This is a genomic window from Actinoplanes campanulatus (genome assembly GCF_014647795.1).
GTDB classification, from domain to species: Bacteria; Actinomycetota; Actinomycetes; order Mycobacteriales; family Micromonosporaceae; genus Actinoplanes; species Actinoplanes campanulatus.
The window spans coordinates 206,935-232,582 of sequence record NZ_BMPW01000014.1 but is presented as its reverse complement, the minus strand read 5'-3'; the positions used below and the strand labels follow the sequence as shown (position 1 = coordinate 232,582).

Here is a 25,648-nt window from a genome sequence, read left to right as displayed (position 1 = left end):
ACGTCAAGAAACGTCGCGGAAATAGAAGGCGGTCGCAGAGGCTGGGGATCAAGCCTTGTGACGCATATGGATGTCTCGTAACATGCCGGTCATCTTTGTGAGCGCTAACGCTTAAGGAGGCGTGCCGTGCGGATACGGGCCATGATCACCGTGTTGGTCACCGCGATGGCTCTCATCGTGACGCCCACCCCAGCCCTCGCCGCGCCGGGAGCGTCCTATCAGAACCCGGTCGTCGGCACTCCCAACAGCGCCGACCCGTGGATGAGCTACTACAACGGCAACTACTACTACGCCGCCACGACGTGGACCGGGAAGATCCTCATCCGTAGATCCACCACCCTGGCCGGGCTGAAGACCGCCGCCGAGACGACCGTGTTCACGATGTCGCAGCCCAACGCGGTGTCGAACATGTGGGCGCCCAGCCTGCACCTGCTCAACGGGCCGAACGGGCAGCGCTGGTACCTCTACTACTCGGCCGGGCCGTCCGCCTGCTGCGGCGGGCAGCGCCAGCACGTCCTCGAAAGCGCCGGCACCGATCCGATGGGGCCGTACACCTACAAGGGCGCGCTCACCCTGATGCCGAACAACGGCTGGTCGATCGACGGCAGCGTGATGACCGTCGGCGGGGTCAACTACTTCGTGTTCTCCGCCTTCAACAACAACGGCGGGTTCGAGAACGGCGGGTTGCAGAGCCTCTTCATCACCCGCCTGACCAACCCGTGGACACCCGCGTCGCTCGGCATCATCATCTCCGAGCCGACGCTGGCCTGGGAACGGGTCGGCAACCCGGTCAACGAGGGCCCGTACGTGCTCCAGCGCAACGGCCGCACCTTCCTGACCTACTCGGCCAGCTTCTGCGGCACCCCCGACTACAAGATCGGCGCGCTCGAGCTCACCGGCTCCGACCCGCTCAACCGGTCCGCGTGGACCAAGCTCGCCAACCCGCTCTTCCAACGCAGCGACGCCAACGGGGTCTACGGGCCGGCCCACCACAGCTTCTTCAAGTCACCGGACGGCACCGAGGACTGGATCGTCTACCACGCCAACAGCTCCACCTCGCAGGGGTGCGGCACCACGCGTACCAGCCGGGCCCAGCGGATCTCCTGGAACGCCGACGGCACCCCCAACCTGGGCGTCCCGGTCTCCACCGCGACGGTGCTGGCCGGGCCCTCCGGCGAGCTGGGCAACCCGGGCGCGGTCACGGTCCAGCGAATCCAGTCCTACAACTTCCAGGACCGATTCGTACGCCACTCGAACTTCGCCACCCGCATCGACGCGAACGTGACCCCGGCGCTGGACTCGCAGTTCCGCGTCGTGGCCGGCCTCGCCGACAGCACCGCCGTCTCGTTCGAGTCGGTCAACTTCCCCGGCCACTACCTGCGGCACAACAACTACGTGCTGCGGCTCGAACCGAACAACGGGACGGCGACGTTCCGGCAGGACGCCACCTTCCGTCAGGTGGCCGGACTGGCGGACTCCTCCTGGTCGTCGTTCCAGTCGTACAACTTCCCGACCCGCTACATCCGGCACAGCAACTACGTGCTGCGGATCGACCCGGTCTCCACCGCCGCCGAACGCGCCGACGCCACCTTCCGCCGCACGTCCTGACCGCGTTCGCCGTCGGTCGCCAGCCACAGCCACACCAGGAAGGTGGCGGCGACGACCGCGGCGATCCCGGCCGCCCCGGAGGCGACAGCGATACGGCTCGGCTCCGGGGTGGTGGTCATCGGCTCGGACGCCTTCGCGGCGAGGAAGCCGAGGGCCGCGGCGGGCGCCGTGACCAGCCCGGTCAGCGCCAGCGGCAGCACACCCAGCGGGCTCGGGCGGCCGGTGGCGGCCGTCCGGTCCAGGCTCGTCAGCCGGACGCCGAGGATCACCAGCGCACCCCAGCCCAGCACCACGAGCATGGCGGCGACCGCGTCGCTGGGCCGGTGCCACTGCGACCACACGGTGGCGATCGCGATCGCCGCCGTGTAACCGGCCCCGCACAGGGCGGCGGTCGCGCGGACCGCCTCGGGCAGGACCAGGACCACCGCGAACGCCACCGACGCGGCGGCCGTCGTATGGCCGCTGGGCAGCGAGTTCGCGAACTCCAGCCGGTCGATGGGCGGCCGGGTCAGGACGTCCTTGAGGAACTGGGTGGTGCCGTTGGCGCCGAGCACCAGCACCGCCGCCGCCACCGCCAGGCCGGGCCGCCGCCGAACCACGCCGACCGCGACCACGACCACGCAGACCAGCACCAGACCGGCCAGAGTGGTGCCGTTCAGCACCCGGGTCAGGATCTGCGCGAGCCGGGGATGCTCCACGTCGGTGCCGAGCATCGCGGCGGTGTCCAGCCACTGCCCGGAGATGGTGCGCACGAACACGTGATAGGTCGCCAGCGTCCCGAGGGCGGCGAGCGCGCCGACGACCAGCGGCGCTCCCAGACGCCTCGGGGTCATGTCGGTCATGTCGGGCAGCCTTCCATCCTGTCGAGCGACCGAGCTTACGACCCCGGGTCAACCCGGGAACCTAGGCGACCGGCACCGGGCGGGCCAGTTCGGTCAGCTCCTCGTCGAGCAGCTCGGCCAGCCGCTCGTAGCGCTCCGGGTGCGCCTCCCGGGTGATCCGCCGGCTCGGCATCTCCACGGTCATCAGCAGGTGGAGGTGCAGCCGGTAGAGGCTGAGCCGGCGCAGCGCCGGCGCGTCGAGACGGACCTCGCCGTACCCCTGAAGGAAGGGGTGTTCGGGTTCGTCCTCGATGCGGCGGAACAGGGCGGCCGAGGTGAAGTCGAGCAGCGGGTCGCCGTAGAGGAACCGTTCACCGTCCACGAACCCGGTCAGGCGGCCGTCCGCCACCAGCAGGTTGCTGACCTTCAAGATCACAAGCTCTTCCGGTACGCCGAAGGTCGCCGAATTCCAGACGTACGCCTCCTGACGTCGGTCGCCGGACCGGGCGTGTCCCGGTCCGGCGAGTCGCGCCCGCCACGAGCCGCGACTCGGCGCGCATGTGCGCCGGACGGCCCCGCTTCTCGGCGGGATCCGGGCCTCCGTGCGCCGCCCGGTCAGTTCCTCTGTTCGGCGAGGGTGTGCGCGACCAGGGCGTTGGCGTGCCCGTGCCCGAGGCCGTGCTCAACCTTCAGCCAGGAGACCAGTTCACCGTGCCGGGTGAGCGGGGACGAGCGGATGAGTTCGGTCCAGTACGCGATCGGCTGCCCGTACTTCTTCTCGATCGACGGAAAATAGCTGGCGGGGCCCTTCACCGGGTTGGTCATGCGGGGTAGACCGGCCCCGCCCCGGGAACTCATCGGTGATCTGGGTCACCGAAAGGTATTTCCTGAAATCCGTTCATGTTCTTCAATGGACGGGTGCACATCGTCGTACGCCTGCTTGTTGTTCTGTCGTCGTCGTTCGCGACCCTGCTGCCCGGCGCACCGGCCGCCGTCGCGGCCGAACCCGGATGGACCGGCCCATTGTCGACCCGTGGCCGCTACATAGTCGACGCCGACGGGCAGCGTTTCAAACTGCGCTCCGGCAACTGGCACGGCGCGAGCGGCACGTGGAACGGCTCCGGCGACACGGCCGACAACGCCAACCATCACGCGGGGGAGAACTCGGGGCGGATCCCGCTCGGGCTCGACCGGGCGCCGCTGGCCACCATCGTCGCCGGATTCCGGGAGCTGGGGCTCAACAGCGTCCGGCTGCCGTTCTCGAACGAGATGCTGCGCGACACCCGCCCGGTGACCGACCCGGCCGTCGCCGCGAATCCGCAGTTGCGCGGGCTCACACCGTTGCAGGTGTACGACCGGGTCGTCGCCGCGCTCACCGGCGCCGGGGTCGCCGTGATCCTCAACAACCACACCAACACCACCCGCTGGTGCTGTGCCGTCGACGGCAACGAGCGCTGGAACACGTCGCAGAGCGTGCAGCAGTGGGAGGACGATTGGCTGTTCATGGCCCGGCGCTACCGCGACGATCCGCGGGTGGTCGGCGCCGATCTGTACAACGAGGTGCGGCGTACCGTCCTGGACGACCCGAACTGGGGCTGGGGCAACGCCCACGACTGGTTCGCCGCGTCGCAGCGCACCGGCGACCGGATCCTCGCCGAGGCCAACCCGAACCTGTTGATCATCGTGGAGGGGATCAACTGGACCGGGATCCCGGTGGACGGGTTCGCGCACGAGCGGCCCACACTGCGGCCGGTCCGTACCCTGTCGCACACCCTGGTCCGGTCCGGGAAGCTGGTGTATTCGGCGCATTTCTACGACTACACCGGCCCGAACCACAGCGGGGCCACCGGGACCGGCGAGACGACCGATCCGCGCTACCGGGATCTGAGCGCCGCCGATCTGGCCGCCGTCGTGCAGCGGGACGCCCTGTTCGTGGCGGGGGAGTCCGGCAACCACTTCACGGCGCCGGTGTGGATCAGCGAGTTCGGGGTGGCCGCCGACGCCGCTCCGGGCAGCCCGCAACGGGCCTGGTTCGAGAACTTCGTCGACATCCTGATCCGGGCCGACGCCGACTTCGCCTACTGGCCGGTGGTCGGCTGGGCGGAGAGCGGCAACGAGTGGGGGCTGCTGTTCTTCGACGCCGCGGGGCGGCGATCCGGGCTGATCGACGGTCCGGATTGGCGGTCGGCCGCCTGGCAGCGGCTGGTCGATGCCACGACACGACAGGGGTACGTTGATCCTGTCCTGTCACGGTCAATGTTGAGCCCGGATCATGTTGACTTCATCGCGTCAACATTGATGCGTGCACAGCCGGACTGGGACCGGGGCGCCCGCAAGGCCGCCTGCCCGGACGGTCAACGGTTGATCGGGTTGAGCCACACCGGCAACCGCGGCCTGTGCACCGACGTGTCCGGCGCGACCGTCTGGAGCGCCTACCAGGTGGTGACCGACGAACGGCACGTCTCCCGCGACTGGGCGTCCGGCTACACGAAGCTGCAGTGCCCGGCGTCGTCGGTGCTGATCGGCTACGCGGTGCGGGGCGCCGCCGTGTCCAGCGCCCTGTGCGCCACCGCCCGGCCCACGGCGGCCACCGACAGCGGCCGGACCGTGTGGTTCGACCGCGGCGACAACCGCCCGGCCGGTGGGCCGGGCGGTGACTTCGCGAGCGGCCACTACAAGGGCCAGTGCGCCGACAACGAGTACGTGGCCGGAATCGCCTACACCGGACGCTTCCTGTCCTCGAAAACCCCGGACGCCCTTTTCTGCCGTCGCCTATGAGCGGCCGGGGCCGCTCTGCTTCCGTCGCCCGCGCCGGGCCGCATGCTCTTGCCGTCGCTTGAGAGCGCCCGGCCTGGCCGGCTTCTGCCATTGCCCGCGCCCGGCCTGCCGGCTTCTGCCATTGCCCGCGCCCGGCCTGGGCTGCTTTGCCGTTGCCCGTGCCGGCCGCATGCCTTTTGTCGTCGCTTGTGAGAGGCGGGGGCGGCTCTGCCGTCGCCTGCGTCTGGCCTGGGCCGCTTTCCGCTGCTGCCTGGGCCCGGCCGCTGCTGGTGCTCATGAGCGGCCGGACGCCTGTCCGCCTATGACAGGCCGGCGTCGATCACCCCGTCGAGGCGGAGGCCCTGGTGGCGGCCGGCCACCGTGCGCATCCGCCAGCGGTGCTGGAAGACGGCGAGCAGCGCGTCGTCGCGGACCCGGGTCATCACCTCGACGTTCGACTCGCCGCGCAGCATCTCGCGGCCGGCCGCGTCGGTGACGGCGGCGATCTCGTACGGCAGGAACTCCAGCTTCACCCGCACCCCGAACTCGGCCTCGAGACGGTGGGTGGCGACCTCGAACTGCATCGGCCCGACGGCGGCGAACACCGGGGTGCCGTCGCCGCGCTGCTCGGAACGCAGCACCTGGATCACACCCTCGGCGTCGAGCTGCTCGATGCCGCGGCGGAACCGCTTGTATGCAGAGGTGTCGTCGGTGCGGACCGCCGCGAAGTGCTCCGGCGGGAACGACGGCAGTGCCGGGTAACGCACCGGGCGGCCCGCGTAGAGCGTGTCGCCGATGCCCAGCGCCGTCGCGTTGACCAGGCCGACCACGTCGCCGGGGAACGCCTCGTCGATGGTGTCGCGGCCCTGCCCGAAGATCTGCTGCGCGTACTTCGTGGTGAACGGCTTGCCGGTGCCGCCGTGGGTGACGACCATGCCACGCTCGAATTTGCCGGAGCACACCCGCATGAACGCCACCTGATCGCGGTGGGCCCGGTTCATGTTCGCCTGGATCTTGAAGACGAACCCGGAGAACGGCGCGTCGACCGGCTGGTCGGTGCCGGCCGCGGTCGGCCGCGCGGTCGCCGGCGGCGCCAGCTCCACGAGCACGTTCAACAGCTGGCGTACGCCGAGGTTCGCGACCGCCGCGCCGAACAGCACCGGCGTGGTGGTCGCCCCCAGGAACGCCTCCTGGTCGTGGTCGGCGCCGGTCATCTCGAGGAGCTCCAGCTCCTCGGTGGCGGTGGTCCAGTCCGCCCCGAACCGCTCGGCCGCCTCCGCGGCGGTCATGTCCTCCTCGATCGCCAGGTCGGCGCCGCCGGGGGACCGCTGCATGCGGGTGAACACCCCGGTCCGGCGGTCGATCACGCCGTGGAAGTGCCCGGCGATGCCGACCGGCCAGGTCAGCGGGGTGGGCCGCAGCCCGATCCGCTGCTCGATCTCGTCCATCAGGGCGAGCGCGTCGTTGCCCGGACGGTCCCACTTGTTGATGAACGTGATGACCGGGATGCCGCGCTGCCGGCACACCTCGAACAGCTTCAGCGTCTGCGGCTCGAGGCCCTTCGCGGCGTCCAGCAGCATGACGGCGCTGTCCACCGCGGTGATCACCCGGTAGGTGTCCTCGGAGAAGTCGGCGTGACCGGGGGTGTCCAGCAGGTTGATGACCGTGTCCCGGTAGGAGAACTGCAACGCGGCCGAGGTGACCGAGATGCCGCGCTCCTGCTCCATGGCCATCCAGTCGGAGACCACGCCCCGGCGGTCGCCCTTGCCGTGCACCGCCCCGGCCTGCCCGATCACCCGGGCGTGCAGGGCGAGCGCCTCGGTCATCGTCGACTTGCCGGCGTCCGGGTGCGAGATCACCGCGAAGGTACGCCGTTTGGCCGCCTGGACTCCGACACCCGCCGTCGTGGCTGCTGACGACACGCTCTGACTCACGAAACCCCAACTTCCCCTGTGACCCGCCCGGCGCCTCCGCGCCGCCGCCCCTGCAACTTTAAGGTCGGCCCGGATCAGACCCACGGAAAGCCCCGGTGGGAAGCGTCATACTCCCGCTTGACATCGAGATTCGTCGATACTTAGGCTCGTGCGTGAAACGATTCATCCCCCCATGGAGGTCCCATGCGCTCGTTTCGCCTACTGATCGCCACCGCCCTCGCCGTACCCCTGCTGCTGGCCGCCCCCGTCTCGGCCGAGCTGCCCGGATGCGGCATCCGTCCCGCCGCCGCGGCGGCCGCCGCGGCCCCCACCACGGTCTGGCTCGCCGGGGACTCCACCATGGCGAACCCGCCCGCCACCTGCCCGGTCGGCTGGGGCGCCCAGTTCGACCCGCTGTTCACCAGCGACGTCGTCGTCAACAACCTGGCCCTCGGCGGCCGCAGCATCCAGACGTGGCTCTACGAGGGCAACGTCACCTCCACCATCGGCGCCGACGGTGAGTGCGTGCTGAACTCGACGACGTCGTCGGCGCGCTGGCAGCGGGTGCTCGACGGCATGAAGGCCGGCGACTACCTGTTCATCCAGTTCGGCATCAACGACGGCTCCACCACCTGCCCCCGTCATGTCGGGGCGGCCCGCTACCAGCAGTTGATGACGATGATGGCCCGCACGGCACTGGCCCGGGGCGCCCACCCGGTGCTGCTCACCGCCGTGGCGGCCATCACCTGCTCGGGGAGCACCGCGGTCAAGAACCGCGGCTTCGTCACCCAGACCCAGGCGGCCGCCACCGCGACCGGCGCCCCGCTCATCGACCTGCAGACGCTCAGCGTGAACCACTACAACGCGGTCCGGCTCTGCCCCAACAACGGCGACTACACCGCCGGCCTCGTCGGCCGGTACTTCTGCAACGACCACACCCACTTCGAGACGTACGGCGCCCAGCGCATCGCCGGCCTCGTCGCCGGCGCGCTGCGCACCCAGAACATCCCGCTGTCCACCTACCTCCTGTAGAGGGCGCCGCCGCACACGAGAGGCCCCACGTGTGCGGCGGCCCCGGTGATGAGCCCGGTGGGTGCATACGGTGCCGTGATCGTGTGCGGGTGACCACCGAGCTCAGCCCGGCGGGCGCGGCAGGGGCGGGAGTGGGCGGTGAGCTCGCGTGGCAGGGCGGAACCGTCCTGATAGGCGGGACGGGCTCACCCGTACCGGAGAATGGTTTGAGTGATCTGGGGCCGGACCGGCGGAGGCGCCGCGGCCCACGTCGTGGCGCGTCGACCTCTGCGCACAGCGGCCATCCGCACGGGAGGAGGCGCCGGCCGGGCGCACCGGGTGATGCTGCGGCGATGAGGCGGAGAGCCGGGGCGGCGGTGCTCGTGTGCCTGCTGGCGGCCGCCGCCCTGGCGCCCCCGGCCCCGGCCGCCGGCTTCGGGACGATCGAGGGCGGTGGGCAGCATCGCGAGCACGAGCACATCACGCGTGCCGCGCTGGCCTGCCCCGGCCATGACTGTCTCGAACCCGCCACGCTCGGCCGGCTCGCCGGGGACGGCCGGGGGTTCGGCGCGGTCGGGTCACCGGATCTCACCGAGGTGAGCGTCCCGGCCGCCCACTGCGACGACGCCGACTTCCTGGCGGGTGGATACCCGCGCACCCGTGGCCAGGCCACCGCGGCCGTCACCGCCTGCGTGGAACATCTGCGCGGCCGCTTCCGGGCGGCGGTCCGTGACGCCGCGGGACTGCTCGACGAGCACGGCCGGATCCTGCCGGACGAGGTGTTCCTCGACGGCGGATGCGCGCCGGCCGAGCAGGGGGAGCCGCGCGCCAAGTGCACGGCGCTGGAGGAGTTCGGGCGGGCGCTGCACGGCGTACAGGACTTCTACGCGCACAGCTCCTGGGCCGACGAGGCCGACCCGGCCCGGCCGATCGGCCCGGACAACCCGCCGGGCCTGAACCTGCCCGCGCCCAGTTCGGTGCTCGATCTGCGCGGCACCGGGGCGCCGAGCGTGCCGCCGGACCTGGCGACCGGCTGCTTCGTGCTGCACGACGCGGTCCCCGGGGTGGGTGTGTGCGAGCGGCGGATCACCCATGCCGCCCTCAACAAGGACAACGGCCTGATCGACGCGGCCACCGGTGAGGCGACCGAGCCGGGCACGCCGCGCGGCCGCGTGGGGACGAACTTCGCGAAGGCGGTGACCGGCGCCGTCGTGGAGAGCCGTCACCAGTGGCGGGAACTGCGGGACGCGCTGCGTGACGAGTACGGCGAGCGTCGCGCGTCGGTGATGGTGTGCGCGCTGACCCACGACGATCCACCGTCCGATTGCGGCGGTGCTTCCGACCGTACGATGATTGCGTCCTTTGTCATGTTTGCCCTGTTCCTTGCGGTGATCGGGCTCTCGTCATGGCGCGGGCGGCAGGCCGGGTGACGCAGGTCTCCTCACCGAATCGGGGTTCCGGAGCGATCGAAGGCCGATGCGGTGTATCGGGCGGGCTCAAGATCTGTCAGGATGTCCTCTCCAGAAACACACCTGCATAGTTCGATCGACTCGACAGGCAACGTTCCGAGCCTCAGCCACGTCATCTAGATGTACGGGCATCAGGATGTACGGCCACGGATGGCGCCGACGGGACCCCCTCGATTGTGAGAGCCATGATTCAGCGACGTAAGGTCATCATCGGCACACTGGGCGTGGCCGCGGCCGCCACGGCAGCCGGGTGCACCTCGCGTGACAACAAAGGCGGCACCGACTGGGTCGAGCCGGTGGCGAACATCGAGCCCCCGGTCCCGCCGGTCAAGCTGAACGTGACGCCGGTGAGCGGCACCAAGGACGTGTCGCCGGTGACGCCGATCACCGTGGCCGCCGAGGAGGGCACGCTCCAGTCGGTCACCGTCACGGTCGGTAAGGCCAAGGTCGAGGGCGCGCTCCAGGCCGACGGCACGTGGAAGTCGACCGAGGACCTGGACTACGGCAAGACCTACAAGGTGGTCGCGACGGCCGCCGACAGCAAGGGTGTGACCAGCGAGCACACCTCCAGCTTCGCCACGGTGAACCCGAAGAACGTCGCGAAGATCACCTTCCAGGCCAACGCCATGGCGTCGCTCAAGACCGGGCAGACGTACGGCGCGGGCCAGCCGGTGATCGTCGCGTTCAGCCGCGCCGTCAACAAGGCCGCGGCCGAGAAGGCCATCGAGATCACCACCTCGCCGTCCGTCGACGGAAAGTTCTACTGGAAAGACGACAAGACCGTGCACTGGCGGCCCGCGAAGTACTGGGCCGCCGGCACGCGGATCAAGGTCAAGGTCAACGCCTTCGGCGTCAAGCTCGGCAAGACGGTGTACGGCGCGAAGAACGCCTCCACGAACTTCGAGATCGGTCGTCAGCTGATCGCGATCAGTGACAACCGGACGCACATGACGAAGGTCTACATCAACGGCAAGCTCGTCCGCAGCATGAAGAGCAGCCTCGGCAAGGGCGGCGGCACCACCGGGGCCAACGGCGAGCGCATCAACTACTGGACGACCGGCGGCCCGCACGTCGTGCTCGGCCGGCTGCGGACGCACACGATGACCTCGGCGAGCTACGGCGTCAGCGACCCGAAGGACCCGAACTATTACGTCTCCGAGGACATCGAGTACTGCACCCGGATCACCTACTCCGGCGAGTACCTGCACGCCGCCCCGTGGAACGGCTCGCTGGGCCGGGCGAACCTGTCCCACGGCTGCATCAACCTGAGCACCGCCGACGCCAAGTGGGTGTACGAGAACTTTCTGATCGGCGACATCGTCGACGTCAAGAACAGCCCTCGTGAGCTGGCGATCTGGAACGGCCTCGGCGACTGGACCGTCCCCTTCGACAGGTACGGTCGCTGACGACGAACGCCGAGAGCCCCGCCGATCACGTCGGCGGGGCTCTCGCCGTTTTCAGGCGGTGACCGGCTCGGCGGTGGCGTCGACCTTCTTCCGCCGGGACAGCAGCGCCTCCACCGACCAGGGACCCGCGCCGATGGCGGCCACGGCCAGGAACGACCATGCGTAGAGCGCCGAGGTGACGCCGCCGTTCTCGATGGGCATCAGGCCGGTCTTCTGGTGGACGACGAAGTAGGCGTACGCCATCGAACCGGACGCCAGGATCGCCGCCGGGCGGGTGAACAGGCCGATCAGGACCAGTCCGCCGCAGATCAGCTGGATGACGGCCGCATACCAGCCGGGCCAGGTGCCGAGCGGGACGGCCTCGCCGGTGCCCTTGCTGCCGCCCAGCAGGCCGAACAGGCTGGCGAGGCCGTGGCAGGCGAAGAGCAGACCGACGACCATGCGGAAAAGCGACCAAACCGGGCCGGTGAAGCGGTCGAACGTCACGGGGATCTCCTAGATCATCTGGGGGAAGGTAAGGCTACCCTAAATATGTGATCATCGATTGTCCATACGAGAAGGGGCCTGTGGCGTCAGCCACAGGCCCCTCGGAAGAGAGTTGAGTCAGCGTTTACGGGCGACCAGCGCGTTGCACATGACGTCGGCGGCGGACGCCCGGGCCGGTTCGTCGTTGTGCCAGTGGGCCACCGAGACGACACCCGGCTCGACGATCTCCACCCGGTCGCCGAACAGCTCACGCAGCCGCTCGCCGTCGCGCGGGACGAACCGGCCGTCCCGGTTGGCCTTCGCCAGGCCGGCGACCACCTCGGCGGGCATGAACTCGTACGTCGCGTGACTGGCCGCCACCCAGCTGCCGGCCGGGAGCCGGTCGAGCAGCTTGGTGACGACCCCCTCGACGTCCTCGTCGTCCCGGACGAAATGCAGCACCGCGATCAGCAGCAACCCGACCGGCCGGGAGAAGTCGATCAGTGGGCGCAGGTCGTCGTGATCCAGGATGGCGGCCGGATCCCGCAGGTCGGCGTCCAGGTACGCGATCGTGCCGGGCGTCCCGGACAGCAGCGCGCGGGCGTGGGCCAGAACCAGCGGATCGTTGTCGACGTAGACCACCCGGGCCGCCGGGTCGATGGCCTGGACGACCTCGTGGGTGTTGCCCGGCGCCGGGATGCCGGTGCCGATGTCGAGGAACTGCCGCACCCCCTGCTCGGCGATGTGCCGGGCCGCCCGGCCGAGGAAGGCGCGGTTCTCCAGCGCGGCCGTGCGGATCGACGGCGTCACCGCGGCGATCTGGTCACCGGACTCCCGGTCGGCGGCGAAATTGTCCTTTCCGCCCAGCCAGTAGTTGTACCGGCGGGCCGGATGCGGCCTGCTCGAATCGATCGGTTCCGTCACCGCTGCACCTTTCACCCCGTATAGACGTCTCGGGATGTTACCGGAGGCCGGTATCCGATGTGGACCTCCGCTCAACCCGTGGTGAGACGGGGCAGCAGCACCAGCAGCACCACCGAGAGGGCCGCCAGCACGACGGCCGCCTTGAGCAGCCGCTCCCTGCGCAGCCGGGCCCGGATCAGCCGGGCCGCGTCCGGCCGCTCACCCGCCCACCGGGCCACCAGCTGCTCGAACGGATCCGTGGTGGCGCCGGCGGGGCCGGCCGTCTCCAGGCGGTTGCAGACATCGGCGACCCCCGGGAAGGCGCCGGCGACCTCGCCCGCGACGGCCCTCGCCCGAACCGAGCCGACCACGCCGGTCAGGGTGACGACCCGGTTCTGCGCCACCACGCCGATCGGCTCACCCGCGAGCCGGGCATCGGCCGCGATCCGCTCGGTCACCCGCCAGGCGAGCCGGAGATCCTGGCTGATCACCGGCGGGTCCTCGAAGGGCCCAGACCACATGCTCTACTCCGTCCACTGCGCGGCGCGCTCGGCCCCCCGTGGGACGACGCGGTTACACGGCACAGTCTGGAAAACGGGCGCAAGCCGCCAGGATCGCGGCGAAACGGCGACGGCCCAGGTCGAGTTGCCCGCGGATGTGGTCCTTCACGTCGGCGGCCAGCGGGGTGTCCGGGCGGTCGAGGTGTGTCCGCAGGATCGGCACGGCCGGGTCGTACTTGCGGGCGGACCGCGCCACGATCGGCCCCGACGAGTGGATGATGCCGACACCGTTGTCGGTGAAGTCGGACAACTTGATCACCCGCGCCCACGGGTCCCCGGCCAGCGACTCGGTGAGATGGTCCAGGTAGTGCCGGATGCGGTCGGCCCCGGCCGGTCGCGGCGGCGTCGTCACGGCCGCGACCAGGGCGGCCACCCGCGGATCGTGCCGCCGCGCGATGACCGCGAGCGCCTCCTCGACCGGTGGCGGCCCGGCCCGCTCAGTGCCGGTGACGGTCCACGGCTGGTCCTCCACGACGTCGTGGAGCAGGCCCGCCACCAGCACGTCCGGATCGGTGACCCGGTAGTGGACGAGCATCCGCAGGGTGACCCGCAGCGGATGGTTCACGTACGGCTCCCGGGTGCGGCGCTGCCCCGCGTGCAGACGGCTCGCCCAGTCGGCGGCGCTCCCGACGGCGGTCCGGCCCTCGGGTGGCAGCCGGCGCAGTTCCAGGTCGAGCCGGCGCCTGAGCCCGGCCTCGCCGTACACCTCGGTCACGGCGTGGAGCGGCATCACGGTCAACTGTGCGTCCGATGTGGTCATACGTTCATGATCGTGGATGCCGATCATCAGCAGAACTATGTTCTGCCCGAGTGCTCATAGAATCGTTCTGTGGCCAATCCACGGGTCTCGTCCGACGCGCTGGCCGCCTTCGCGGTCTTCGCCGACCACCTCAACATGACCCGTGCGGCCAGGGAGCTGCACATCAGCCAACCGTCGCTGCACTCCAAACTGGCGACGCTGGCCCGCGAACTGGGACGGCCGCTCTACCTGCGGGCCGGCAACCGGTTACAGCTCACCGCCGACGGCGAGCGGGTCGCCCGGTTCGCCCGCGACCATCAGGAACGCCTCGAACTGTTCCTCGCCGACCTGCGCGGCGTGCCGGTCACCCGGCCACTGGTCATCGCGTCCGGCCACACGGCATACCTCTACCTGCTCGGCGACGTGATCCGCGGCATGCTGTCGGACCGCCCCGGCAGCCTGCGGCCCCTGCACACCAACCGGCAGGAGATGCAGGCGGCCGTCCGGACCGGGCAGGCCCACCTCGGCGTGTTCAGCCTGCACGTGCTACCCGCCGACCTGGTCACCGTGCCGATCGCCGGCTACCCGCAGATGCTGCTCATGCCCGCCGAACACCCGCTGGCGTCCCGCCGCTCCCTACGCCTGCGCGACCTGGCCGGCGCCGAGCTCATCGTCCCACCGCCGGTCCGGCCACACCGGATCAACCTGGAACGCGCCCTCACCGACGCCGGCGTCGGCTGGACGATCGCGGTCGAGGCCGAGGGCCTGCCGATGACCCTCGACTTCGCGTCCCTCGGCGTCGGCCTCGCCGTCGTCGCCGGCTGCGTCGAACCGCCACCCGGCCTGGTCGCCCGCCCGATCACCGACCTGCCGCGCGTCACCTTCCACGCGATCCACCGGCCCGGCGCCCTCGACGACCCGCGCGTCGCCGAACTCTTCACCCGGGTCCGCGAGGCCGTCCCGGCGCCCGCCCGCCGCCGCGCCGCCCGCTAGCCGCGTTCCCCTGGTCCAGGTCCGCGTTCCACTTCCGCCCCTTCTCCGGTACGGGTGACCCCGTTCCGTTCCTTTCACGACAGTTCCGCCCCACCCCGCGAACCGGCTGCCACTCCAGCCTTTGCCGCGCCCGCCGGGCGGAGCTCGGTGGCCCGGCAGGCCGCCCCGTCCACCGCCATCCCGCATCTGCCGCCGCTCCCGGCCGGGTCGTCGGCACTCGTCCTCGGCGGATCGGGTCGCTTTCGGGTGGGTGGTTGTGGTGTTGTTTGCCAGGCGTCCGGGTTGCCGCTCCCGGCCGTTGCGCCGGTCGCGGTGAACGCCATCCGCGATCCCGCCGGGCCCGATAGCCGCGCACGATCCTCTTCCTGGCCGGGCGGGGTGCGTTCACCATGGGCGGGTGCGCACGATCCGGCTGCCGAAGCCGTGGTGATCGCGCACGGAAGTCGCCACGTGTGCAGCCACCACCGCTGTAGGCCGGGTAGGCGACCACGACATCGCTGACGTGTGCGCCCACCCCGCCTGTCGCCGCGGCGGCCGCCGACTCGGTGACTGTGTGCTTCCACCGCCGAAAGCCCGGCTGGCCGGAACTCCGCGTGAGCGAGGAACCCGGTTCGCCGGCTCTTGTGGAGGATAGGGGTGGCCAGAACAGCACCGATGTACCACGCTCCCTCAGGTACCCAAGATCGCGGTCACGGTGAGTGACTTTCGGCGGTTTCCCGTGGCGCGACCGGCATCAAGCTGAACCACCCGCGTGACGCGAGCGGCGTGACGGCCGGGAGCAGCGTCCAGGTTGCCTGGCGATCGCGACCGTGACCACCCGCCTGGAGGGAGTGGCGTGACGGTCGGGAGTGGCAGTCGGATGCTTGGCGGGCCATGACCGCAACCAGCCACCCGGAGCGAGTGGCAGCGCATGCGGGGGTATCCGACCGACCCAACTCGAAAGTAGACCTACCTCCTCCCGATTAGGGCCGCTTCGCGCAGCGGAGCGGCAGGGACTCAGCCCGGCGGGCGTGCGACGCAAGCCTGCGCCGCACGGACGGGACGGCCCGAGTTGGTCAGAATGAGGGAGGCCACGCATGCCGGAGGCGACAGACGGGCCGATGGATCTCTAGCAGCCCAGGCGGGTGGAGGAGAGGGCTATGTCGTCGATCCAGAGGTTGAACTCGGTGGGGGTGGTGTTCGGCTGGTAGAGCTGCCAGCCGATCTTCACGGTGTCGACGGTGGGCAGGACGAACGGGACGTCGTTGCCGCCGTGGTCGGTGGTGGAGGCGGTCAGTTCGGGGTTGGCCACGCCGTCGATCCAGACGGAGATCCGGTTGTCGGCGCGGTCCAGGGACCATTCGAAGCACTGCCAGGAGTCCTCGGTCACCGGGGCGGATTCGCGCCATTCGGTCCAGTCGCCGGTGGGGCCGCCGTCGGCGCCGATGCCCCAGAACGTTCCGGGGACGGTGGGGGCGTACTGGCCGCCGATCGGGCGGACCACCTCGGGGCTGCCGGTTCCGGTGGCCTCCACCAGGGTGAAGTGGGCCCAGTCGGGGGCGGTGGGGAAGGCGTCCACCCGCAGCCGCATCCGGCCGAAGAAGCGGGTGCCGGGCGCGGTGAAGTCGTCGACGCGGAGGAAGGCGCGGCCGTTGTCGACCGTGTGGATGTGCAGGTGCTTGCCGTGGCGGGCGCGTTCGACGGTGAGGATGCCGTTGCGGGTGTCGACGCCCCAGTTCAGGGTGTTCGGGCCGCCGGACGGCAGGCGGTCGAAGTCCTCGCAGAAGAGCAGGTCACGGGTGCAGGAGCCGCGGTGGGCGGCGCCTGCCGGGCTGGACGGGACGCTACCGGCCGCGACGCCGGCCACCAGGGCCGCGGCGCACGCGGCGATGAGCTTGCGCATCGTTCTCCTTCGGAAGGTCGTGAGTGGCGCCCGGCGTCCGGTCACGGGGAGTGCCCGTTCTCAGGCGGTTGTGCGCCGCAGTCGATCTTTTCCAGCTGGTCGTGAGTGCTGTCTCAGCGCGGTCGTGACAGCACTGACGGCCAGCCGGAACACCCTTGGCTGGCTGCGAGTGCTGTTTCGGCGGTGTTGTGACGGCCAGTTTGAACAAGTCGGCTGGCCGTGGGTGCTGTTTCGGGGGTGTTGTGACGGTCGGCTGGAGCAGTTCGGCTGGTTGTGGATGCTGTTTCGGGGGTGTTGTGACAGCGCTGAGGGGCAGCTGGACAAGATCAGGGGGGTGTCGGGGCGGTTGTGATCGTGGGTGGGTTGGGTGGTGGGAGGGGGTGTTGCGGTGGGGATGGTGGGACGTCGTGGGTGGGCTGCGATTGGGGGGTGGGGAAGGGCGGGGTGAGGGTGAGGGTGCGCTCACGCCCGGCGGGCGCGGCACGGCTGGGAGGGGGCGCCTGGCTCGCGGGAGATGGCGGGGCGGGTGGGGTGCGGTCGGGGGCGGCGATGGGCGTACCGGAAAGGGGGTTGGAGAGGCCGCCGGACATTGACGGCCTCTCCGGAGGGTGATCAGGCTCGGGTGCAGGCGGTTCCGTTCAGGGTGAACGTGGTGGGTGAGGTGAACGTGCCGCCGTAGGTGCCCTGGAAGCCGAAGGATGTGCTGCCGCCGGCCGGGATGCCGCCGTTGTGGCCGGCGTTGCGGGCCGTGATCGCGCCGGATGTGCCGCTGAGAGTGGCGTTCCACGAGCCGGTGACGGACTGGCCGGACGGCAGGGTGAAGCCGAGCGCCCAGCCGTTGACGGCACTGGCTCCGGTGTTGGCGAGGGTGACGTTCGCGGTGAAGCCGGTGTTCCAGACGTTGGTGGCGTAGGTGACCCGGCAGGCCGCCGTGCCGGTGGTGGGCGGGCTCGACGGTGTGGACGACGTGGACGGTGACGGCACGGTGCCGCCGCCGTTGACCGCCGCGGCGAAGCTGTTGACCGCGAGGCCGGCGCCGCCGATCCAGGGTTCGAAGCCGGCCTGGATGCTGGTCAGATACCACGAGCCGGTGATGGCGCCGCGGTTCTTCACGTCGGTGATGAAGTCCAGGACGCTGAAATTCCAGCTGGTGACGGGGGAGGGCGCCACGTAGGAGACGACGGCGTTGGCGCCGTTGTTGCCCTGCCACACCTCCCAGGAGCGGCCGCCGACGGTGGCGGTGCCGATGCGGGAGCCGATCGGCTGGATGCTGCCCTGCCGGTTGAACCAGATCATGATCTCCTGCGCGTTGACCCCGTCGGTCTTCGGCGCCGGGTCGAGCCAGATGTCGTAGGAGGCGTTGTAGGTGGCGCCGGAGACGAAGTTGTAGCTGATGCTGCTGGTGGCGCTGCTGATCGCGTCGACGCGGATCGGCAGGTTCGTGCCGGGGGAGCACTTCGTGTAGTGGCAGCCGAAGTAGACGGCCGGGTAGGACACCGGGGCGCCGCTGGTGTTGCCGGTGCCCTGCTGGCTGGTGATGGTGAAGCCGGAGGCGGTGACGTTGATGCACTGCTCGGCGCTGGTGCCCCAGCGGTTGTTCATCGCGATGTAGCGGCCACCGATCGTGGTGGAACCGTACTGATCGCAGATGAGGGTGTCGGCCTGCGCGGGGGTGGCCAGGGTGAGGGCGGTGAGCCCGGTCGCGGCCAGCAGGCCGGCGGCGAACAGGGCACGGAGGGAACGGGCCATGGAAGCTCCTTCAGGGGATTGTGGGAGCGCTCCCAGCTCACGTTAGCTTCCTCCCGGGTTCGTGCCAACCGGCATCTTCCTCACAGGAACTTCATAGCCGTCCTATTCGGATGATCCGGCCGCGGTCGTCTCTCGGCCGCCCGACCGGAAGGACAGCATGACCGATCCGACGAACCGTCGTCGCCGTTCCCGCCTGCTGACCATCGGCGCCGTCACCGGCGCCCTCGCGCTCACCGCCGCCGGAGTGGGGGTGGCACAGGCCGCGGCCACGCCGCCACCGCTCACCTTCGTGGCCGCCAGCAACGCGGTGACCGCCGAACGGTACGACTACGACGGCGAGATCTATCTCTCGCTCGACCTCGGCCTGCACGTGATCGCCGGCAAGGACCCGTTCGAGATCTGGGCCAAGCGTGCCGGGTACGACAAGCCGATCACCGCCGAGCGGCTGGTGGTGCAGAACGGCAAGAAGAAGAAGGTGGCTCTGCCGGCCGGGACCGTCACCGACTTCTACGGTCTCAAGGACTTCACCACGATCAGTTTCGCCGACGAGTCCGGGGCGAAGGTCGCCGAGTACAAGACGGCGTTCTGCGGCAACGGCTGGGGCTCGGCGCGTACCCGGCCGGACGCGCCGGCGACCAACCCGTACCCGACGGGCTGCAACGGCTACAACCCGTTCACCCTGGGCGCCGTCTGGGGCGTGCAGGCCGGGTGGAACGCGCAGGTGCCGGACCAGCCGGACTACGCGCCGGGCAAGCCCTCGTTCGACCTGGCGCCCGGGAAGTACACGGCCACCGCCACGGTGAACCCGGTCTACCGCGAGATGTTCGGCATCCCGGAGGGGACGGCGACCGCCACGGTCGGCGTCACCGTGGTCGACGTGTCCGAGGGCGGCAGGGAGGCCGTGCTGGCCGAGGCCAGGAAAGCGGAACCGGCCGCCGCGCCGCCGGCCGAGGGCGAGCACGCCCTGCACGCCGGTGAGGGTGACGCGAGCCGGCAGGTGTCGTCGTACCTGCCGGAGTTCCGTGCCCCGGCCAAGCGCCCGGCCACGCTGAAGGCGGCGCCGGCCGGTGGGCCCAAGCCGGACCTCAAGTCGCTCCCGGCCTGGGGGATCACGCTCAGCGACGAGGACGGCAAATGGTACGTCAACTTCGGCGCCACGGTGTGGAACGCCGGCACGTCCCCGCTGCTGGTGGACGGCTTCCGGCGGACCGGAACGGATCTGATGGACGCCTACCAGTACTTCTTCGACGCACACGGCAACCAGGTCGGGTCGAAGGAGGCCGGGACCATGGAGTGGGACCCGCGGGAGGGGCACAAGCACTGGCACTTCACCGACTTCGCCCAGTACAACCTGCTCTCGTCCGACCAGAGACTGGCGGTGCGCAGCGGCAAGGAGGCGTTCTGCCTGGCCAACACGGACGCGGTCGACTACACGATCGCGGGCGCCAAGTGGCGGCCGGAGAACACCTCGCTGGAGACCTCGTGCGGCGCGGACACCGTGGTGGCGGTGCGTGAGGTGCTGGACATCGGCAACGGTGACACGTACAGCCAGGACCGGCCCGGCCAGTCGTTCGAGATCACCGATCTGCCGAACGGCACCTACTACATCCAGGTGCTGGCCAACCCGGAGAAGAAGCTCGCCGAGCTGAGCACCACCAACAACACGGCGCTGCGCCAGATCATCCTCGGCGGCACGCCGGAGGCGCGGACGCTGACCGTTCCACCGGTGCACGGTCTCGACGGCTGACCGATAGCGCCCACCGCCGGCGCCCGTTGTGGGGCGTCGGCGGTGAATATATCGATTGAGTCTTATAAGTGCTGTTCAGGGCCGCTGATATGACTCGGAAGATATAGATGTTCTTCGCTTCATGTTCTCCATACTGAGCCGACACGTTGTCAGACGTGCATATCTGGTTCGGGGAGGAACTCCAGTGAAGAGACCCCTTGCGCTGGCCGGCGTCACCCTGCTGGCCGGCAGCGTCCTCGTGGCCACCGCCACGAGCACCTCAGCGGCGCCCACGCCCCCCGTCACGCCGCCCTCGGAAGCACAGGCGGTCCGGACGGCCGAGGACCACATCGACGCCCGCCCGGCCGCCATCGAGGCGGCACCCGGCGAGACCTACTCCGTCTACCGCACCACGGTGGACGACAACGGCGCGGCGCACGTCCGGTACAACCGCGAATACCAGGGGCTGCGGGTCTACGGCGGCGACTTCGTCGTGCACTCCAAGCCGGGCGGCGCCTTCGACGGCGCTTCGGTCGGCCTGGACAGCCCGCTCAGCCTGAGCACCACCGCGAAGGTCAGCGCGGCCACGGCGCAGAAGGCGGCCAAGGCCCGCTTCGAGGGCCGGATCACCGGTACGGGGACCCCGGAGCTGTTCGTCGACGCGAGCACCGGCAGCGGTGTGCTGGCCTGGGAGACCGTGGTCAGCGGCTGGGCGCCGGACGGGCAGACCCCGTCGAAGCTGCACGTCATCAGCGACGCGGTCACCGGCACGTACATCGGCGAGTTCGACGACATCGAGACGGTCGCCGGCACCGGCGCGAGCCTCTACTCGGGCAGCGTCAGCGTCGACACCACGCTCTCCGGCTCCACCTACAGCATGATCGACCCGTCGCACGGCAACGGCCGGACCTGCGACATGAACAACGGCACCAGCACCTGTACGACCTTCACCGACGCCGACAACGCGTGGGGCACCGGGGCCACCTCGAACCGGCAGTCCGCCGCGGTCGACGCCCACTTCGGCGCCGCCAAGACGTTCGACTACTTCAAGAACGTGCACGGCCGCAACGGCATCTTCGGCAACGGCACCGGCGTCCCGTCGCGTGTCCACTACGGCAACGCGTACGTCAACGCCTTCTGGGACGGCTCCCAGATGACCTACGGTGACGGCTCCGGCAACTCCCGCCCGCTGGTCGCCCTGGACGTGGCCGGCCACGAGATGTCGCACGGTGTGACCGAGAACGTGGTCTCCGGCGGTCTCACCTACTCCGGCGAGTCCGGCGGCCTCAACGAGTCCACCAGCGACATCTTCGGCAACATGGTGGAGTTCTACGCCAACACCAGCGCCGACCCGGGTGACTACCAGGTCGGTGAGAAGATCAACATCAACGGCAACGGTACGCCGCTGCGGTACATGTACAACCCGACGCTGGACGGGGCATCGCACGGCTGCTGGTCCACCAGCACGAACAGCGTCAACGTGCACTACTCGTCGGGCCCGGGCAACCACTTCTTCTTCAACCTGGCCGAGGGCACCGGGGCGACCTCCTACGGCACCTCGCCGGTGTGCGGCTCGGCGCCCGCGGTGACCGGCATCGGCCGCGACAAGGCCGCCGCCATCTGGTTCCGGGCGCTGGACGCCTACTTCACCTCCAACACCCGCTACGTCAACTCGTCCACCCCGGCCAACACGTCGCGCGCCTACACCCTGCGGGCCGCCACCGACCTGTACGGCTCCTGCTCCACCGAATACCGCGCCGTGCAGGCCGCCTGGACCGCCGTGAACGTGGCCGGCAGCGACGCCACCTGCTCCACCGGCAACGACTTCTCGGTGACCGTGTCGCCCACCTCCGCCTCGGTCAACCCCGGCTCGTCCGCCACCGCCACCGTCAGCACCGCCGTCACCAGCGGCTCCGCGCAGACCGTGACGTTCAGCGCGAGCGGCCTGCCGACCGGCGCGACCGCCTCGTTCAGCCCGGCCTCGGTCACCGCGGGCGGCACCTCGACGGTCACCATCGCCACCACGACGGCCACCCCGGCCGGCACCTACACGGTCACCCTCAGCGGCGCCGGCGCCTCGGCGACCCGGACCGCGTCCTTCACCCTCACCGTCAACGGCGCGGGCGGCAGCTGCTCCGGCACCAACGCCACCGACGTGACGATCCCGGACAACACCACCGTCACCTCCACGATCGCGATCAGCGGCTGCGCCCGTAACGCGTCGTCGACCAGCACCGTCGAGATCCACATCGTCCACACGTACGTCGGTGACCTGGTCGTGGCCCTGGTCGCGCCGGACGGCAGCGCCTACACCCTGCGCAACCGCAGCGGTGGCAGCGCCGACAACATCGACACCACCTACACGACGAACGTGTCCTCCGAGGCGGCCAACGGCACCTGGACACTGCGGGTCCAGGACGCCGCCACCATCGACACCGGGTACATCAACAGCTGGACCCTGACTCTCTGAGAGCCGGGGGCGGTCGTCAGGATGAGGGCATGACGACTCCTCAGGGCGACAGCCGTATCGTCAGCGCCGGCCGCGTGATCGCGGCCGGCGCCGACCGGATCTTCGAGCTCATCGCCGACCCGGCGCTGCAACCGCGCTGGGACGGCAACGACAACCTTGCCGAGGCGGCCGCCGGCCAGCGGGTCCGGGCCGCCGGCCAGGTCTTCGTCATGGCCACCACGAACAACAACGTCCGGGAGAACCACGTCGTCGAGTTCACCGAGGGCCGGCTCATCGCGTGGCGGCCCGCCGAGCCCGGACAGGCGGCCCCCGGCCACCTGTGGCGGTGGGAACTGGAACCGGTCGACGCCACCCACACCCGGGTCACGCACACCTACGACTGGACCGAGCTCACCGACGAGCGGCGCTTCCCCCGGGCGCGGGCCACCACCGGCGAACGGCTCCAGGCGTCGGTGGACCGCCTGGCCACCGTCGCCGAGGACCCGATCCGGTGAGCGTCATCGTCCGCACCTCGACCGCCCGGGTCGTGCCCGGCAGGATGGCCGCGTTCACCGACTACATCGTGGCCGCGGTGACCGCCTTCCCCGGTGAGAACCCGGGCCTGCTGAGCCACCGGGTGCTCGTCGACGACGAGGCGGGCGAACTCGTCTACGTGTCCCGCTGGCGCGACGAGGAAGCGCTCGCCGCCTTCGCCGGGCCGGCCTGGCGCGACGCCCCGGTCATGCTTCCCGGCGAGGAGGAATACCTGCTGGCTCCACTGCGGGTCCGGCACTACCGCGAGGTCGGCGACGTGGGCGGAGGCCGCATCGCGCCGCCCGTTTCGGGGTAGCCCGAAACCACCTGACCGCGGCCGCACACATGTCCCGCCGGAGGGGGACAATGGTCGCTGGTGGGCCGGGTCTAGCACGGGAAGGTGACGCCATGGGAACCGGTGACAGGCAACGCGAGTTCGAGCAGATCGTGGCGGGCCTGACCGCCGACTATCCCTCCCTGGCGGGCCGGCGCCGCTGGTCACGCACCACCCGCGCCGCCGTCGCGGTGGTCGGCGGCGTGGTGTGGGCGCTGCTGTCGGTGGCGATGGTCGCCTGGGGGACCGCCGGGGTGCTGCTCACCCTCGCGGTGGTCGCGCTCGCCGTCACGGCGGCGGCCGTCGACGCCCGCCGCCGCCGTCGCTGGTGAGTCAGGCGGCCACCGGAGCCTGCCGACGAGTCCACATCGGTGTACGAGCCGGGCTGCCCGTCGGTGCCGAAGCTCGCCTTCAGCGACGCCGCTCCTCCTCGTTCGGGGCCCGGCTGCCCCGGTGACGGCGGGTTCTCACCTTCTGGTCAGCTCGGCGAGCAGATCGCGGGCCAGCGGGGCGGCCAGCAGATCCTCGACCGGAGCGGGCAGGGCGATCCGCCAGTTCGGGTACTCGTCGATGGTGCCCGGCATGTTGGGCCGCTCGGCGACCCCGGCGGCGTCGTCCAGGGTGGCCAGCGCGATCCGGGACGGGCAGGCCGCCAGCCGCCGGTGCTGGGCCAGCACCGCCGTACGGATCTGCTCCGGCCCGACCGGCGCCGCCTGCTCGATGCCGGCGTCGCGCCGCAGCTCGTCGCGGGCCCGCTCGATGTCGGCGGCGTCGAACTGCTTGCCGATGCCGGCCATGTCCCGCTCGTCGGAGCGGGTCAGGATGCCGGCGATGGTGGCCTGGTCGTGGGTGCCGGTCGCGCCGACCGTGTTCTCCGGGTTCCACGCGCAGCGGTCACCGGTCTCGGTGCGGTAGCCGAGCATGCCGATCGCCGCCATCGTCTCGCGGACCTCCCCGGCGACCGTGCCGATGTCCTCGCCGACGATCCACGCGCCGGCCCGGCACGCCTCGATGCGCACCACGGCGAGCAGCGCGTCCACCGGGTACCGCACGTAGGCGCCGTCGGCGACCCGGCCGCCGGCCGGCACCCAGAACAGCCGCCACAGCTGCATGACATGGTCGATGCGCAGCGCCCCGGCGTGCCGCAGCGCCGACCGGACCAGGTTCCGCAGCGGCGCGAACCCGGCCGCGGTGAGGGCGTGCGGGTCGAACGGCGGCAGGCCCCAGCGCTGGCCCTCCCGGTTCCACGGGTCGGCCGGGCAGCCCACCTCGAAGTCCAGGGCCAGCAGATCCTGATAGAGCCAGGCGTCCGCCGAACCGAAGTCGAAACCGACCGCGGCGTCCAGGCAGATCGTCACCCCGCTGTGGCAGGCCACCGCGAGCTGCCGGTCCGCGACCCACTGGCACCACATGTGGAAACGCACCCGGTCGGCGTGCTGGTCGGCGAACGCGGTCACCGCCGGGGCCAGCGGGTGCGCGTACCCCGCGGGCCACGCGCGCCAGTCGCCGCCGTGGGTCTCGGCCAGCACCGTCCACGTCGCGAACGCGCGCAGGTCGTCGCCGTGGCCGGCCGCCCAGTCCCGGAACTCGGCCGGCTCGTCGTCGCGGACCACCGCCCAGATCCGGGCCAGCGCCTCCTGCTTGATCCGGGACACCGCGTCCCGGTCGATGCGCCGGACGGCGTTCAGCGCCCGGCCCGTCGCGGCCAGGTCGGCCAGGTCGGCCCGCTCGGCGCCGGGAGCGTCACCGGGGGCGATGTGCAGCACGTTCAGCCACTGCCGGCTGGCCGGGCTGTACGGCGAGTTCGGCGCCGGACGGACCGGGGCCATCGCGTGCACCGGGCTGACCAGCAGCACGCCCGCGCCGCGCGCCGCCACCGACCGGGCGAGGTACGCCAGGTCCCGGAAGTCGCCGATGCCCCACGAGTCGCGGGTCCGGGCGGCGTACAGCTGCACGGCCAGGCCGGCGGTCCGCGGCGGCTGCGGCAGGTGCTCCTCGGCGGCGAGCACCTGGCGTACCGTGCCGTCGTCGGCGGTCAGCGTGTGGTAGCCGGCCCGGTCCACGGTGCCGGTGACCCGGGTCGTCGTGCCGTCCTCGTGGCGCAGCGTGCCGTACAGGGCCGGATGGTGGCGGCCCGGGGTGGCCACGAGCGGCTCCGCCGCCAGCAGGCTGCTGCGCCGGAACCGCTCGGCCAGGGCCAGGCGGGTCGGCTCGGCCGGCATCCGCTCGACACCGAACGCGTCGGTGAAGCTCGGCACGACACCGAGAGCGGTGAGGTCAACGGCAGGCGACGGAGCGGTCATGGGGTTCACGGTCACGCTCGCCGGGT

General features: G+C 70.8%; 22 protein-coding genes. 11 read left to right on the top strand and 11 right to left on the bottom strand.

Features of this window, described 5'->3' with window-relative positions; translation table 11 throughout:
- Positions 1-141: 141 nt before the first annotated feature.
- Entirely contained in the window at positions 142-1,608 is a 1,467-nt protein-coding gene (locus IEZ13_RS26680) for a family 43 glycosylhydrolase (RefSeq protein WP_183223900.1), read from the top strand.
- Here the strand turns inward: IEZ13_RS26680 and IEZ13_RS47565 are convergent.
- The 3 genes from IEZ13_RS47565 to IEZ13_RS26665 form a co-directional block, all read right to left on the bottom strand.
- Positions 1,536-2,450, bottom strand: a complete 915-nt coding sequence (locus tag IEZ13_RS47565) for a phosphatase PAP2 family protein (RefSeq protein WP_183223898.1) — start codon at positions 2,448-2,450, stop codon at positions 1,536-1,538. The two genes, IEZ13_RS26680 and IEZ13_RS47565, sit on opposite strands and share 73 nt — an antisense overlap.
- A gap of 61 nt (positions 2,451-2,511) precedes the next feature.
- A complete protein-coding gene (locus IEZ13_RS46805; RefSeq protein ID WP_229795059.1) occupies positions 2,512-2,859 on the bottom strand; it encodes a phosphotransferase in 348 nt (115 codons plus the stop codon).
- Positions 2,860-3,044: 185 nt separating this feature from the next.
- Complete coding sequence (locus IEZ13_RS26665) at positions 3,045-3,254, bottom strand: DUF4287 domain-containing protein (RefSeq protein WP_183223896.1); 210 nt, start codon at positions 3,252-3,254, stop codon at positions 3,045-3,047.
- Positions 3,255-3,329: 75 nt separating this feature from the next.
- Between IEZ13_RS26665 and IEZ13_RS26660 the strand changes: the two genes are divergently transcribed.
- Entirely contained in the window at positions 3,330-5,207 is a 1,878-nt protein-coding gene (locus tag IEZ13_RS26660; RefSeq protein WP_183223893.1) for a glycoside hydrolase family 5 protein, read from the top strand.
- A gap of 299 nt (positions 5,208-5,506) precedes the next feature.
- On the opposite strand, the gene IEZ13_RS26655 is transcribed toward IEZ13_RS26660, so the two are convergent.
- The gene (locus IEZ13_RS26655; protein WP_229795057.1) at positions 5,507-7,120 is read right to left on the bottom strand and encodes a peptide chain release factor 3; all 1,614 of its coding nucleotides are present in this window, start codon (positions 7,118-7,120) and stop codon (positions 5,507-5,509) included.
- 183 nt (positions 7,121-7,303) lie between these two features.
- Here IEZ13_RS26655 and IEZ13_RS26650 point away from each other — a divergent pair, with 183 nt between their 5' ends.
- The 3 genes from IEZ13_RS26650 (at position 7,304) to IEZ13_RS26640 (ending at position 10,985) form a co-directional block, all read left to right on the top strand.
- Positions 7,304-8,131 (top strand): GDSL-type esterase/lipase family protein, encoded by an 828-nt coding sequence (locus IEZ13_RS26650; RefSeq protein ID WP_183223892.1) that lies wholly within the window; start codon positions 7,304-7,306, stop codon positions 8,129-8,131.
- 332 nt (positions 8,132-8,463) lie between these two features.
- The gene (locus tag IEZ13_RS26645; protein ID WP_183223890.1) at positions 8,464-9,540 is read left to right on the top strand and encodes a CinY protein; all 1,077 of its coding nucleotides are present in this window, start codon (positions 8,464-8,466) and stop codon (positions 9,538-9,540) included.
- Positions 9,541-9,764: 224 nt separating this feature from the next.
- The gene (locus IEZ13_RS26640) at positions 9,765-10,985 is read left to right on the top strand and encodes a L,D-transpeptidase (protein ID WP_183223888.1); all 1,221 of its coding nucleotides are present in this window, start codon (positions 9,765-9,767) and stop codon (positions 10,983-10,985) included.
- A gap of 51 nt (positions 10,986-11,036) precedes the next feature.
- On the opposite strand, the gene IEZ13_RS26635 is transcribed toward IEZ13_RS26640, so the two are convergent.
- The 4 genes from IEZ13_RS26635 to IEZ13_RS26620 all read right to left on the bottom strand — a co-directional run bounded on the left by IEZ13_RS26635 (position 11,037) and on the right by IEZ13_RS26620 (position 13,673).
- The gene (locus tag IEZ13_RS26635; protein ID WP_229795055.1) at positions 11,037-11,471 is read right to left on the bottom strand and encodes a DoxX family protein; all 435 of its coding nucleotides are present in this window, start codon (positions 11,469-11,471) and stop codon (positions 11,037-11,039) included.
- A gap of 117 nt (positions 11,472-11,588) precedes the next feature.
- A complete protein-coding gene (locus IEZ13_RS26630) occupies positions 11,589-12,374 on the bottom strand; it encodes an SAM-dependent methyltransferase (RefSeq protein ID WP_183223886.1) in 786 nt (261 codons plus the stop codon).
- 71 nt (positions 12,375-12,445) lie between these two features.
- Entirely contained in the window at positions 12,446-12,874 is a 429-nt protein-coding gene (locus tag IEZ13_RS26625; RefSeq protein ID WP_183223883.1) for a BON domain-containing protein, read from the bottom strand.
- A 52-nt stretch (positions 12,875-12,926) separates the two neighbouring features.
- Positions 12,927-13,673, bottom strand: a complete 747-nt coding sequence (locus tag IEZ13_RS26620) for an HD domain-containing protein (protein ID WP_229795053.1) — start codon at positions 13,671-13,673, stop codon at positions 12,927-12,929.
- 69 nt (positions 13,674-13,742) lie between these two features.
- On the opposite strand from IEZ13_RS26620, the gene IEZ13_RS26615 reads away from it, so the two are divergent.
- A complete protein-coding gene (locus tag IEZ13_RS26615) occupies positions 13,743-14,645 on the top strand; it encodes a LysR family transcriptional regulator (protein WP_183223881.1) in 903 nt (300 codons plus the stop codon).
- Positions 14,646-15,753: 1,108 nt separating this feature from the next.
- Here IEZ13_RS26615 and IEZ13_RS26610 read toward each other — a convergent pair.
- Together IEZ13_RS26610 and IEZ13_RS26605 are read right to left on the bottom strand one after the other, a co-directional pair.
- A complete protein-coding gene (locus IEZ13_RS26610) occupies positions 15,754-16,527 on the bottom strand; it encodes a hypothetical protein (RefSeq protein ID WP_183223879.1) in 774 nt (257 codons plus the stop codon).
- A gap of 612 nt (positions 16,528-17,139) precedes the next feature.
- Complete coding sequence (locus IEZ13_RS26605; RefSeq protein WP_183223877.1) at positions 17,140-18,276, bottom strand: glycoside hydrolase family 12 protein; 1,137 nt, start codon at positions 18,274-18,276, stop codon at positions 17,140-17,142.
- Positions 18,277-18,433: 157 nt separating this feature from the next.
- Here IEZ13_RS26605 and IEZ13_RS26600 point away from each other — a divergent pair, with 157 nt between their 5' ends.
- From IEZ13_RS26600 to IEZ13_RS26580, 5 genes are all read left to right on the top strand, one after another.
- The gene (locus IEZ13_RS26600) at positions 18,434-20,023 is read left to right on the top strand and encodes a lysyl oxidase family protein (protein ID WP_183223875.1); all 1,590 of its coding nucleotides are present in this window, start codon (positions 18,434-18,436) and stop codon (positions 20,021-20,023) included.
- Positions 20,024-20,207: 184 nt separating this feature from the next.
- Positions 20,208-22,472 carry a M4 family metallopeptidase gene (locus IEZ13_RS26595; RefSeq protein ID WP_229795051.1) on the top strand — a complete coding sequence of 755 codons (2,265 nt, stop codon included), beginning with the start codon at positions 20,208-20,210 and terminating at the stop codon, positions 22,470-22,472.
- A gap of 29 nt (positions 22,473-22,501) precedes the next feature.
- Entirely contained in the window at positions 22,502-22,966 is a 465-nt protein-coding gene (locus tag IEZ13_RS26590) for an SRPBCC family protein (RefSeq protein WP_183223871.1), read from the top strand.
- Positions 22,963-23,301 (top strand): antibiotic biosynthesis monooxygenase family protein, encoded by a 339-nt coding sequence (locus IEZ13_RS26585; RefSeq protein ID WP_203834000.1) that lies wholly within the window; start codon positions 22,963-22,965, stop codon positions 23,299-23,301. The genes IEZ13_RS26590 and IEZ13_RS26585 overlap by 4 nt, the downstream gene beginning before the upstream one ends.
- Positions 23,302-23,393: 92 nt before the next feature.
- The gene (locus tag IEZ13_RS26580; protein ID WP_183223869.1) at positions 23,394-23,651 is read left to right on the top strand and encodes a hypothetical protein; all 258 of its coding nucleotides are present in this window, start codon (positions 23,394-23,396) and stop codon (positions 23,649-23,651) included.
- 135 nt (positions 23,652-23,786) lie between these two features.
- On the opposite strand, the gene malQ is transcribed toward IEZ13_RS26580, so the two are convergent.
- A complete protein-coding gene (gene malQ, locus IEZ13_RS26575; protein ID WP_183223867.1) occupies positions 23,787-25,622 on the bottom strand; it encodes a 4-alpha-glucanotransferase in 1,836 nt (611 codons plus the stop codon).
- Positions 25,623-25,648 lie beyond the last annotated feature (26 nt).